Genomic DNA, 12,211 nt, shown 5'->3' on the forward strand with positions numbered 1-12,211 from the left:
CAGCCGACGTGCAGGCGCATCCCGGTCACCGGTAGGGCCAGCTCGTCGAGCCGCCGCGCAGCGCCGCCTCCCGGTTCCATCTCCGGGTGAGGTACAGCGCGAGGCAGCCGAGCCCGGCGAACACCGGGGCGAGCAGCATGAGCAGCAGGCCGGCGCCGAGCCGGAACCTGTCGCTCTGAATGCCCTTGGCGGTGGTCAGCGCGAACGCCTCCGCACCGGCGCCGGTGCAGCTGACGAAGTCGGTTTCCATCCAGGTGGTCCCCTCGGTGGCCAGCACCGGAGTGAACTGCCGCGGGTCGCCGTGGTCGCGCATCACCGCCGCGGTTCCTTCGGGCCGCGCCCCGGTCAGCTCCTTGCTCCGCTGCTCGCCGGTGGAGTAGACGCGGCTCTTCGCGGTGCACCGGACGGTGGCCGGGTCCACCGAGGCCGGGGTCGCGAGGATGAGGATGTTGCCGGGGCGTACGCCGGTGTCCCGCACCTTGATCTCGGCGCCGGGGGCGAACTCGGCGGCGGCGGAGAAGGTCGACGCGGCCGCGAACGGACCCGTCTGGGTCAGCAGGGCGAGGCCGAGGAACCCGGCCAGCAGGAACCCGCCCCAGCCGACGAAGATCCACATCGCGACCACGGCGCGGAAGCGCTGCACGAGTGGGTTCACCGGACTCGGTCCACGTCGCAGGCGCCGTCGGTGACCTGTCCGCCGCCGCAGGAGGCGAGGGTGAGCGCCGGTGTCGCCACCGGACCGGTCCTTCTCCGTCGCATGCGTCCTCCTCGCGCGCCGTACGTCGGCGGGCCGGGCCGCCCGTCCGCCGCGCCCACGGTAGCCGGACCGGCCGGCGACGACGGATCGGGCCGCGACCGCCGGGGCGTCATCGCGGCGGATCGGGCCGCGACCGCCGGGGCGTCACCGCGGCGGATTGGGCCGCGACCGGCGGGGCAAGAGGAGGCCGGAGGTGGTGACGATGACCGACGGACCGGGCCTGCGGCTGTGTCAGGTGGTGCTGGACTGCACCGACGCGCGCGCCCTGGCCGAGTTCTACCGCGCGCTGCTGGGCCTGGTCTACCGGCCCGGTGACGCCCCGGCGGCCGGGGAGCCGGACGAGCGCGGCCGGGACTGGCTGGTGCTGCGGACCGCGGAGGGCGCGCCGCAACTGGCCTTCCAGCAGGTCGACCGGCTGCCGGAGGCGACCTGGCCGGAGGGGGAGGTGCCGCAGCAGCTGCACCTCGACCTGACCGTCCCGTCGGTGGCCGAGCTGGACCGGCAGCACGAGCGGGTGCTCGCGCTCGGCGGGCGGCTGCTGCGGGACCGGTCCGACGACCCGGACGAGCCGCTACGGGTGTACGCCGACCCGGCCGGCCACCCGTTCTGCGTCTTCGTCGCGTGAGGCCGGGTGGGCACGGGTCACGCCCGGCCCGCCCTACGGCCGCTCCACCCGTACCGGGTCGCCGCGCACGAGGTCGTCGTGGATCCGCCAGCGGGCGTCGACGCCCGCGCGCCGGGCCGCCTCGTCGTCGGCGGCGATCCGCTGCCGCAGCAGCTCGACCGCGATACGGCGGTTGAGGTGCAGGTGCCGTTCGGTGTCGACCACCACGGTCCGGCCCGACGGGCGGTGCGTGGCCCGGACGGCGGTGCTGGCCTTGTTGCGGTGCTGGCCGCCCGGCCCGCCGGTACGGCACGGCACGAACTCCACGTCGGCCTCGTGGAACGGCGTGACCGCCACGTCGGTCCGGCACGTTCGCGCGGTGACGTACCAGTTCTTCCGTCCGTGGCCCGTCCGGTAGGGGCTGGACGCCTGCCAGCAGAGCGTGCCGGTCCACCCGGCCGCGAACGCCTCCGCCCCGGCGCCGGTGATCCGGACCAGCACCGACCGGTAGGTGCCCGCCCGGTCGCCGGGCACCGTCTCGACCCGGTCGGTACGCAGGCCCCGCCGGGCCGCCTCGCCCTCCAGGCGGGACAGCAGCCGGGCCAGCGCCCACGCGCACTCGGCCGGTCCGCGACCGGCGGACAGCAGCAGCTCGGTCACCGGCGGCCCATCCGGCGTTCGTCGCGACGGCCCACGTCCGGCGTCTTGTACGTGACCAGCGGAACGGTCGTGGCGACCGGCGTGACGAGGTCGTGCGCCACCAGGTCGCCGATCACCTGCTCGATGCGCTTGTACGCGGTGGGCGCCTCCTCGAACAGCAGCTGCCGGTCGCCACACACCACGATCGAGCCGACCGGCGTACGCCGCAGCTCCTCGACCGTGTGCTTGGCCCGGCCCCGGCGCAGCGCGTCGGCGCGGGACATCTTGCGCCCGGCGCCGTGCGCCACCGAGTAGCCGGCCTCCGGCCCGGCGTGCGCCGCCACCAGGTAGGAGGGCGTACCGCGGGTGCCGGCGATCAGCACGTCCCGGCCGTCGCCCGGTGCCGCGCCCTTGCGGTGCAGGTAGCGTCCGTCCCGGATCTCGACCAGGTTGTGGCACTGGTCGACGACCGGTTCGGTGGGTTCGGCACCGAGCGCGTACGCGACCCGCGCGGCCAGCAGCCGCCGGTTGAGCGAACCCCACCGCACGGCCGCGTCGTGCCGGGCCAGGTAGGCGTCCGGGTCGGGCGCGGGACCGGCGCCGTGCACCTCGGTGTGCTCGCGCAGGATCCGTTCGCCCAGCCCGCGCGAGCCGGAGTGCACCACCAGCACCAGGTCGCCGGCGTCCAGCCCGAGCCGCGCGGCGTGCTCCGCCGCGAGGACCGGCCCGACGCGGGCCAGCTCGACGAAGTGGTTGCCGCGCCCGACCGTGCCGAGCCCGTCGAAGTGCCCGGCCGGCACGTCGCCGACCAGCACCGACCACGCCGGGTCGTCGGTGTCCGGGTCGAGCGCCCGGTCCAGGTCGGGAAACCGGGCCGCGAGCCGTTCGGGTACGACCCGGCGCAGCGCGATCGGGAACACCGCGATGCCGCACCCGATGTCGGAGCCGACCAGGAACGGGTAGAGCACCGTCGAGGACATCGCGGCGCCGATCGGCGCGCCCTTGCCGGGGTGCAGGTCCGGCATGGCGGCGACGTGCGCCATGCCGTCCAGGGCGGCGACCTGACGGCACTGGTCGAGCGCGGCGGACTCGATCCAGCTGCCGGGGGAGGAGAAGACGGAGACGCTGGCGGGCACGACGGCCCGCCCGGAGGGGTACGCGGACACAGACGCTCGTTTCTTGGGAAAGAACGCGGAGGACGGCGGACGGCAGGCGGCGAGGGGCCTGCGGGCGGGTTGCGATCCGTCAGAACGTCATGCCGCTCACCTTTTCGCAGAGCGGCGCGGACCGGCAACCGACTTTCGACCCGCCGGAGCGCCCGCGTCGACATCCGATGACGCGATCCATAGACTCCGGTCGTTCTGGTACCACGAGTCCAGGGAGGACCACCGTGTCGAGCGAAACCCGAACGCACGCCGCCTTACCCCTGCTGGCCCGCCTCGCCGGGGTGAGCGTGGCCGCCGCGACGATCGTCGCCGCCGCAGGTGTCGCCGCGACCGCGGCGCCGGCCGCCGACCCCGCGCCCACCAAGGGGCCGTGCGCGTACACGCCCACGCCGGACGAGCCGGCCGCCCGTCCGGTGCCGCTGCCGCCGGACCCGCGCCGGACGCCGGACCGGGGCACCGTGCGGGTCACGCTGCGCACCAACCAGGGGCCGATCGGGCTGACGCTGGACCGCGAGGCGGCGCCGTGCACCGTGCAGAGCTTCCTGCACCTGGTCCGGAAGCGCTTCTACGACCGGACGCCCTGCCACCGGCTCACCGCGTACCCGACGCTCACCGTGCTCCAGTGCGGTGACCCGTCCGGCACCGGCGAGGGCGGCCCGGGCTACCGCTACCGCGACGAGCTGCCCACCGACCTGCCGCCCGCGCCGACCGACCCGACCGGCGTACGCCGCCTGTACGCGCGCGGCACGCTGGCCATGGCCAACGCCGGCCCGGACACCAACGGCAGCCAGTTCTTCCTGGTCCAGGCCGACTCGGCGCTGCGCCCGAACTACACAGTGTTCGGCCAGGTCGACGCGGCCGGGCTGGCCACGCTGGACCGGATCTCGGCCGGCGGCATCGCGCCCACCCCTGAGGATCCGGCTCCGGTCGACGGCGCCCCGGCGGTGCCTGTGGAGATCTGCCGCGCGAAGCAGGGCCGCTGACGCGACGGCCCGGCGGGACGGCTGCCGGGGCCGCCCGCCGGGCCGGTGTCGTGCCGTGGTCAGGCGGGCAGCCGCCAGACCTGGTTGGCGCCGCCGAAGCAGTCCCAGATCTGCAGCCGGGTGCCGTTGGCGGAGCTGTTGCCGGTGGCGTCCAGGCACCGGCCCGACGCCGGGTTGCGCAGCGTGCCGTTGCTCTGCGCCTGCCAGACCTGGGCGCCGGTGCCGTTGCAGTCCCAGAGCTGGATCTTCGTGCCGTTCGCGGTGCCGGCGCTCGTCACGTCCAGGCATTTGCCCAGCGCTCGCAGCGTGCCGTCAGCGGCGACGGTCCAGCTCTGCGCGGCGGTGCCGTTGCAGCCGTAGAGCTGGATCGCGGTGCCGTCGGCGGTGCTCGCGGCCGCCACGTCCACGCAGGCGCCGCCGATGCCGGTGATCGGCCCGGTACGCCCGGACGGCGGCGGCGTGCCACCGCCGGTGACGGTGTCGTAGATGGCGCTGACCAGCGACGTCGAACCGGTGGTGTCCTGGGACAGCTCCCAGTTCATCATTCCGCCGGCGTTCGCCATGGCCCACTGCGTCTTGCGCTTGACGGTGGGTACGCCGTTGTAGCACTGCTGCGCGCCGCCGGCTGTGGTGCAGTCCCGGTTGGCGTTGGCCGGGTCCATGCCGACCAGCGCCGAGTAGGTGTAGTAGCCGGGCCGGCTGTAGAAGGGCACGCCGAGCACCGCCTTGGCGGCGGGCAGGCCGCGCGACTTCCACCTGTTGACGCTGGCGATCGACCAGTCGTAGTTGGCGTGCGGGCTGCCGCCGTCGTACGCCATGATGTTCAGCCAGTCGACCGAGCCGAAGACGGCTGTGGGCACCCCGTCGACGTAGTAGCCCTCGGAGACCACGGCGGCGGTGAGCAGCTTGCCGCGACTGTGCAGGGCGCTGCCGAGCTGCTGCATGAGCAGCGTGTAGTTGTTGGCCGAGGCGCCCGGGTCGGGATACTCCCAGTCCATGTCCACGCCGTCGAGGTTGTACTGGTTGACGAAGGCGATCAGGTTGTTGACGAACGCGCTGCGCGAGCCGGAGTTGGCGGCGAGCGCCTCGAACGCGGAGTCGTCGCCGTCGTTCCAGCCGCCCACGGCGATGGAGACCTTGACGTTGTTGGCGTGCCCGAGCGACACGAGGGAGGAGAGCTTGCTCGGGTTCTCCACCGGGCGCAGGCTGCCGTCGCCGTTGGGGAGCACGAACGCGTAGTTGACGTGGGTGAGCTTGCCGTACTGGACGGTGTTGACGTTGCCGCTCCAGGACGGCATGTAGCCGACGCTCTTGAAGTTGTTCGGCAGCACCACCGCCTCGGCGGCGGTCGGGGCGAGGGTGAGCGTCGCGGCGGTGGTGGCCAGCGCGAGCGCGCCGGCGGCCAGGCGCCGCCGGAGGTGGGGACTGGGCATCGAGGGCCTTCCCGGGGGACGGGGCGGATGGGGGTCTTCCTCGAGGTGGCCCAAATATTAAAGAGTATTAACTAAGGCGTCAACGACACACTTCGATACGTGACGCGGCATGCGCCCTCGGTCAGCGCAGCAGCACCGGCCCCGCGCCGATCGGCACCCGGAACAGCGCGTACGGCTTCCGCCGCAGATCCCGTCCACCCTGGTAGGTCGCCTGCCGGTGCAACTGGTTCGCGGTGACGTAGAGGTGCCCGTCGACGGCCACCGACATGGTGTCGGGCCAGAGCAGGCGCGGATCGTGCGCGACTGTCTCGAACTCCCCGTCCGGGCGGCGTCGCAGCACCGCGTCGTGCTCGTACGCGGTCAGGTAGAGCGCCCCGGAGTCGTCGGTCTCCAGACCGTCGGAGCCGGTGCCCTTGTCGCCCTCGTCCACCACGGTGGCGGCGACCTGCTCGTCGCCGAGCGACCGGTCGGCGAGCGCGTCGGTGGCCACGCTGTACCAGCGGCGTGAGGCGAGCGGGCAGTAGTACAGCCGGGCGCCGTCGGCGGAGATCGCGATGCCGTCCGCGCCCATCGACACCGGCGTCGCCGGCCCGTCCGCCGGGCGTTGCGCGAACGGCCGCCCCTCCACCACCGGCCGGAACGACGACAGCGGTTCGGCCTTCGTGGACGGATGCTCGTGCAGCCGGCGCCAGGACTCCCCGGTCGCGAGGTCCACCACGACGAGACCGTTCGGACCGGAGTCGGAGGAGTCGGTGATGTAGGCCAGACCCGCCTCGCCGCGGCGCAGGTCGAACCGGACGTCGTTGAGGTACGTCGTGGGCAGCGCCACGTCGGCCGGGAAGGTGATCACCTGACCGACGGAGTCGGTGTCGAGGTCCACCCGGACCAGCTTCGGGCCGCCCGGCTTCGTGGGCTGGAACATCGGGCTGCCGGTGTCGAGCACCCAGAGACGGTCGGCCGGGTCGACCACGATGCTCTGCACCGAGACGAACGCGCCCGCGTCGTCGTCGCCGGACGGATCGTTCCAGTCCTGGTCGGGGAACGGCACCTCACGGCCGTCGCGCAGCTCGACCACGGTGGCCGGCACCTCGTCGCCCCACTTCGGGAAGTTGACGAAGATCCGGCCGGTGTGCGACACGCTCACCCCGGTCGGCATCGCCCCGGTGAAGGTGTGCACCAGTTCCAGCTCGCCGACCGGCTCGTCGGCCACAGGCCCGTTCATCCACTGCTCGTTCCCGGGCGGGACCGCGGCAAACGTCGGCGTGGGGCGGTCCCGGATCCGGGACCGCCCCACGCACCTGACGAGATCAGGCGACCGAGGCCGGGAACCTCTCCCAGACCCGGTGCGCCGCCATCAGACGCTGCACCTCGGTGAGCACCTCGGCGCCGGAGCCACCGGTGACCACACCCGGCGTGCCGGTGACACCCGCGTGCCGCAGCACCTCGGCGCCCGCGCCCCAGGCGCCGATCACCTTGGCGTGCCGCCACGCCTCCTCGACCAGCAGCAGCACCCGCGGGTCGACGGTGGGGGAGCCCGGCGCGCCGGCCTTGGCGTCGCGGGCCGGCAGCGCGTCCGGCGCCGGGGCCGGGGCGCCCGCCAGCAGCACCGCGTCGAACTCGACCGAGCGGCCGGTGGCGAACGTGCGCTGCACCGGCAGCCCGTCGACGGTGCCGCCGTGCGCGGCGATCAGCAGCGGCACCATGCCGGCGGCGAACACCGCCCGGCGCACCTCGTGCACGTCGTCCATGTCGCCCTGGGCGTCGACCACGATGCCGACCATCCGGCCGTCGGCCGGCCACTCCCGGCCGACCTGGGACAGGGCCGGGCTGGGCTGGACGTCGGCCAGCGGCACGGTGGGCTGCGGCACGGGCAGGCCCAGGCCGATCGCCACCTGCTCGCACAGCACCGGGTCCACGTTGGCCAGGCACTGGAGCTGCCGCTCCTTGATCGCCTGGTGGTAGCACTTGCCCAGCTCGAACGTGTACGCCCGGATGATGTGTTCCTTCTCCACCGGCGACATGCTCTGCCAGAACAGGCGTACCTGCGTGTAGTGGTCGTCGAAGGAAGCCGGCGCGGCCCGCACCTTCGGCGCCTCGGCCACCGTCACCGGCGTGTCGACGAACGCGTGCTCCCGGTCGCCGGCCGGGAACGGGTTGCCACCGTCGAGCGAGTTCGGCCGGTACGGCGCCACGCCCGCGTGCACCGCGTGCTGGTGGAAGCCGTCGCGGAACATGTCGTTGACGTCGGCGTGCGGCCGGTTGATCGGGATCTGGGTGAAGTTCGGTCCGCCGAGGCGGGTGAGCTGCGTGTCCACGTACGAGAAGAGGCGGCCCTGCAACAGCGGGTCGTTCGTGACGTCGATGCCCGGCGGCAGGTGCCCGACGTGGAACGCCACCTGCTCGGTCTCGGCGAAGAAGTTGCGCGGCGTCTGGTTCAGCGTGAGCTTGCCGATCGGCTGCACCGGCGCCAGCTCCTCCGGCACGATCTTCGTCGGGTCGAGCAGGTCGATCCCGGCGAACGTCTCCTCCGGCGTGTCCGGGAAGACCTGGATGCCCAGCTCCCACTCCGGGAACGCGCCGGCCTCGATCGCGTCGTACAGGTCGCGGCGGTGGTAGTCCGGGTCGATGCCGCCGATGAGCTGCGCCTCCTCCCAGGTCAGGGAGTGCACGCCCAGCTTCGGCTTCCAGTGGAACTTGACCAGCACGGTCGCGCCCGCCTCGTTGACCAGGCGGAACGTGTGCACGCCGAAGCCCTCCATGGTCCGGTAGGACCGCGGGATGCCCCGGTCGGACATGTTCCACATGGTGTGGTGCTGCGCCTCGGTGTGCAGCGAGACGAAGTCCCAGAACGTGTCGTGGGCGCTCTGCGCCTGCGGGATCTCCCGGTCCGGGTGCGGCTTGCCGGCGTGGATGACGTCCGGGAACTTGATCGCGTCCTGGATGAAGAAGACCGGGATGTTGTTGGCGACCAGGTCGAACGTGCCCTCGTCTGTGTAGAACTTGGTGGCGAAGCCGCGGGTGTCGCGGACCGTGTCCGCCGAGCCGCGCGAGCCCAGCACTGTGGAGAAGCGGACGAAGACCGGCGTCTCGCGGCCCTTCTTCAGGAACCCGGCCCGGGTCACCTCCTCGGCGGTGCCGTACGCGACGAACGTGCCGTGCGCGCCCGCGCCCCGGGCGTGCACCACCCGCTCCGGGATCCGCTCGTGGTCGAAGTGGGTGATCTTCTCCCGCAGGTGGTGGTCCTGGAGCAGGACCGGGCCGCGCGGGCCGGCCTTCAGCGAGTGGTCGGTGTCGCGCAGCCGGGCTCCGTTGGCGGTGGTGAGGTACGCGCCCTGCTGCCCCTTGGCGATCTTCGGCACGCCGGTCTCGGCACCGGTCGGGGTCCGGGTGTCCGGCCCGCCCTGCTCGTGCTTGGGCGGCAGCGGCCCGTGCGGCGTGGTCGGCTCCTCCAGCGGTGGTGGCGCGCTGCCAGGAGCGCCCGGCACGTCCGGAGTCAGCGCGTCGCCGACCTTCTCGACGGCGGCTTCGACGACACCCTTGACGATCTGGGCGGGCTTGCTGGATTCCATCAGGACCTGTCCTCCTACGGCGATACGTCAGGCCCCTTCGGCCCTACCCCAGGGCGGCGCGGGCAAACCGGAACGATCGGGGAGCACAGGTCAGGGCCGGTGCGGCACGGCCACGGCGGTGAGCAGCAGCCCGCCGGCGACCAGCCAGCGGCCGTCCAGGACGTCCAGAGGTGGGCCGCCGTCGGTGCGGGCGCCGTCGACCAGGATCCGGGCGCTGAACCGGCCGGACCGGTCGAACGTCAGCTCCGCCTCCTCGAACCCGAGCCAGCGCCCGGTCAGCGGATACCACGCCTTGTAGACCGACTCCTTGGCGCTGAACAGCAGGCGGTCCCAGTGCGTCGCCGGGTCTGCGGCACGCAGCGCGGCCAGCCGTTGCGGCTCGCCCGCGGTGAGGACCACGCCGGCCACCCCGTCGGGCAGCGGCTCGTGCGGCTCCGCGTCGATGCCCAGCCCGGCCAGCGTCCCGGCCGGGGCCACCGCCGCCGCCCGGTAGCCGGTGCAGTGCGTGATGCTGCCCACCACGCCGGCCGGCCAGATCGGCTCCCGCCGGGGGCCGGGACGGATCGGCGCCGGGGCGTACCCGAGTCGGGCCAGCGCCTCCCGCGCGCAACGGCGGGCCGTGACGAACTCCTGGCGGCGGGCGGCCACCGCGCGCGCGACCAGGTCCTCCTCGCCCGGGTACGGCACCTCGTCCGGCACGTCGGCGAACGCCTCGACGGCCAGCGCCCCGGCCGGCAGCAGCGCCGCGATCATCCGAGGATCCGCTTCATCGGCGCCGGCTCGCCGCCGCGGCGCCGCCACTCGCGCGGATAACCCAGCGACACCTCCTCGAACCGCACGCCGTCGTAGTGGGTGGTGCGCGGGATGTGCAGGTGGCCGTAGACGGCGACGGTGGCCCGGTGCCGCACGTGCCAGTCGGCGGTGCGGTCGGTGCCGCACCACTGCGCGAACTCGGGGAACCAGAGCACCTCGGTGGGCCGGCGCACCAGCGGCCAGTGGCTGACCAGCACCGTGGGCAGCGCCGGGTCGGTGGCCTCCAGCCGCCGCCGCGTCTGCTCCAGCCGGGCCGCGCACCAGGACTCCCGGTCCGGGTACGGGTCGGGGTGCAGCAGCATCTCGTCGGTGCACACCACACCGGCGTCGTACGCCGCGCGCAGCGACGCCTCCTTGGTGGTGGTGCCGGGCGCCCGGAACGAGTAGTCGTAGAGCAGGAACAGCGGCGCCACGGTGACCGGCCCGCCCGCGCCCCGCCACACCGGATAGTCGTCCTCCGGGGTCAGCACGCCCAGCTCGCGGCACATCGCCACCAGCGCGTCGTAGCGGGCCACCCCGCGCAACGTCACCGGGTCGTTGGGGTGGGTCCACAGCTCGTGGTTGCCCGGCGCCCACACCACAGTCGCGAACCGGTCGCGCAGCAGCCGCAGCGTCCGTTCCACGTCGGCGAAGACCTCGCCGACGTCGCCGGCCACGATCAGCCAGTCGTCGGCAGTCTCCGGCCGCAGGCCGTCCACCACCGCGCGGTTCTCCGCGTACGACACGTGGAGGTCACTGACCGCGTACAGCGCACCCGTCACCCGGCCGATCTTTCCAGCGGCGCTCCCGGATGACCAGGCTCGCCCGGCCGAGGTGTCAGCCGACCTTCGCGGTCACCTCGTCGAGGGCGCGCAGCACCGCCCGGGTCACGCCCGGCTCGGCGGCGGAGTGCCCGGCGTCCGGCACGATCCGCAGCGTCGCCTCCGGCCACCGGCGGGCCAGGTCGTACGCGGACACCGGCGGGCAGCACAGGTCGTAGCGGCCGTTGACGATCACCGCGGGCAGGTGCCGGATGCGGTCCACGCCGTCGAGCAACTGGCCCTCGGCGAGGAAGCCGCCGTGCACCGCGTAGTGCGACAGGATCCGGGCCACCGGCAGCGCCTGGTCGTCGGCGGTGAAGTGGGCGAGCAGTTCCGGGTCGGGCCGCAGGGACGAGTTGACCGCCTCCCACCGCCCCCAGGCCCGCGCGTACTCCCGGGCCCGCGCCTCGTCCGGGCCGTGCAGCCGCCTGTGGTACGCGGCCAGCACGTCGTCGCGCTCGTCCGGCGGGATCGGCGCGACGAACCGCTCCCACTCCTCGGGCTGGAGGTGGCGCAGCCCGCCCTGGTAGAACCAGTCCCGCTCGCTGCGCCGAAGCAGCAGCACGCCGCGCAGGACCAGGCCGGTCACCCGCTCCGGGTGCGTCTGGGCGTACGCCAGGCCGAGCGTGGTGCCCCACGAGCCGCCGAACACCATCCAGGAGCCGATGCCCAGCCGCTGCCGGATCGTCTCCAGGTCGGCCACCAGATGCCAGGTGGTGTTGGCGCGTACCTCGCCGTTCGGGGTGCTGCGCCCGGCGCCGCGCTGGTCGAACAGCACGGCCCGGTGGCGCGCGGGGTCGAAGAACCGGCGGGCGGCCGGCACCAGGCCGCCGCCGGGCCCGCCGTGCAGGAACACCACTGGTACGCCGTCCGGCCGGCCCACCTCCTCCACGTACAGGACGTGGCCGTCACCGACCGGGATCCGGTGGGTGGCGTACGGCTCGACGGGCGGGTGCAGGCCGGTCATGCCCGGTCATTCTGCCCGCCGAGGCGGCCGCGGGTGGTCCCGGTCAGCAGGCGACGTTGCCGCCGAGGTTGTCCAGCAGCGCGTCGGCGACCCAGCCGGAGACACCTGTGGTGACGTCCCGCAGGTACGTCCACGTGTAGGTGGTGTGGCCGTTGGCGCTGACCCGGTCGCCGCTGGCGAAGCAGTGGAAGTCGACAGTGTGACTGAGCTGCCCGTAGCCCAGCGAGGCACAGGTGGTGTGCGGGCCGGTGCGGATGTTGACGTTCGTGGCGTTGAACAGCTGGCCGAACTTGCTGTCCACGTTGGAGTGCGAGTGGCTGCACCCGGCGCTCGCCGGTCCGGCCGTACCGGCCACCACGGCGCCCGCCGAGGCGACGGTCAGGACGACGGCGGCACCGATCGAGGAAATCTTCCGCATACCCGTCAACCCCCGAATGAAGATTGAGACGCACCAGCAGATCGATCCAAATGTTTCCATAT

General features: G+C 73.5%; 12 protein-coding genes. 2 read left to right on the forward strand and 10 right to left on the reverse strand.

The features are described from left to right. Positions 1-25: 25 nt before the first annotated feature. Positions 26-655, reverse strand: a complete 630-nt coding sequence (locus Q3W68_RS14345; RefSeq protein WP_302905894.1) for a hypothetical protein — start codon at positions 653-655, stop codon at positions 26-28. Between the two features lie 304 nt (positions 656-959). On the opposite strand from Q3W68_RS14345, the gene Q3W68_RS14350 reads away from it, so the two are divergent. Continuing rightward, complete coding sequence (locus tag Q3W68_RS14350) at positions 960-1,382, forward strand: VOC family protein (protein ID WP_302905895.1); 423 nt, start codon at positions 960-962, stop codon at positions 1,380-1,382. 33 nt (positions 1,383-1,415) lie between these two features. On the opposite strand, the gene prfH is transcribed toward Q3W68_RS14350, so the two are convergent. Further along, positions 1,416-2,021, reverse strand: a complete 606-nt coding sequence (gene prfH, locus Q3W68_RS14355; protein ID WP_302905896.1) for a peptide chain release factor H — start codon at positions 2,019-2,021, stop codon at positions 1,416-1,418. Beyond that, positions 2,018-3,166, reverse strand: a complete 1,149-nt coding sequence (locus tag Q3W68_RS14360; protein ID WP_302905897.1) for an RNA ligase RtcB family protein — start codon at positions 3,164-3,166, stop codon at positions 2,018-2,020. The genes prfH and Q3W68_RS14360 overlap by 4 nt, the downstream gene beginning before the upstream one ends. Positions 3,167-3,390: 224 nt before the next feature. Between Q3W68_RS14360 and Q3W68_RS14365 the strand changes: the two genes are divergently transcribed. Next, positions 3,391-4,149: a peptidylprolyl isomerase gene (locus Q3W68_RS14365; RefSeq protein WP_302905898.1), complete on the forward strand. Its 759-nt coding sequence runs from the start codon at positions 3,391-3,393 to the stop codon at positions 4,147-4,149. Between the two features lie 59 nt (positions 4,150-4,208). Here the strand turns inward: Q3W68_RS14365 and Q3W68_RS14370 are convergent, their stop codons facing one another. The 7 genes from Q3W68_RS14370 to Q3W68_RS14400 all read right to left on the reverse strand — a co-directional run bounded on the left by Q3W68_RS14370 (position 4,209) and on the right by Q3W68_RS14400 (position 12,149). Then, positions 4,209-5,582 (reverse strand): glycosyl hydrolase family 18 protein, encoded by a 1,374-nt coding sequence (locus Q3W68_RS14370; protein ID WP_302905899.1) that lies wholly within the window; start codon positions 5,580-5,582, stop codon positions 4,209-4,211. Between the two features lie 121 nt (positions 5,583-5,703). After that, positions 5,704-6,804, reverse strand: a complete 1,101-nt coding sequence (locus Q3W68_RS14375) for an L-dopachrome tautomerase-related protein (RefSeq protein WP_302905900.1) — start codon at positions 6,802-6,804, stop codon at positions 5,704-5,706. Positions 6,805-6,889: 85 nt separating this feature from the next. Next, positions 6,890-9,151 carry a catalase gene (locus tag Q3W68_RS14380; RefSeq protein ID WP_302905901.1) on the reverse strand — a complete coding sequence of 754 codons (2,262 nt, stop codon included), beginning with the start codon at positions 9,149-9,151 and terminating at the stop codon, positions 6,890-6,892. 90 nt (positions 9,152-9,241) lie between these two features. Then, positions 9,242-9,904, reverse strand: a complete 663-nt coding sequence (locus Q3W68_RS14385; RefSeq protein ID WP_302905902.1) for a 4'-phosphopantetheinyl transferase — start codon at positions 9,902-9,904, stop codon at positions 9,242-9,244. Next, positions 9,901-10,725, reverse strand: a complete 825-nt coding sequence (locus tag Q3W68_RS14390) for a metallophosphoesterase (protein WP_302905903.1) — start codon at positions 10,723-10,725, stop codon at positions 9,901-9,903. The genes Q3W68_RS14385 and Q3W68_RS14390 overlap by 4 nt, the downstream gene beginning before the upstream one ends. A gap of 55 nt (positions 10,726-10,780) precedes the next feature. Beyond that, the gene (gene pip / locus Q3W68_RS14395) at positions 10,781-11,731 is read right to left on the reverse strand and encodes a prolyl aminopeptidase (protein ID WP_302905904.1); all 951 of its coding nucleotides are present in this window, start codon (positions 11,729-11,731) and stop codon (positions 10,781-10,783) included. A 43-nt stretch (positions 11,732-11,774) separates the two neighbouring features. Then, the gene (locus tag Q3W68_RS14400) at positions 11,775-12,149 is read right to left on the reverse strand and encodes a hypothetical protein (protein ID WP_120570752.1); all 375 of its coding nucleotides are present in this window, start codon (positions 12,147-12,149) and stop codon (positions 11,775-11,777) included. Positions 12,150-12,211: the final 62 nt, after the last annotated feature.

It is taken from the genome of Micromonospora sp. C28ISP2-4, assembly GCF_030519385.1.
GTDB lineage: Bacteria > Actinomycetota > Actinomycetes > Mycobacteriales > Micromonosporaceae > Micromonospora > Micromonospora tulbaghiae.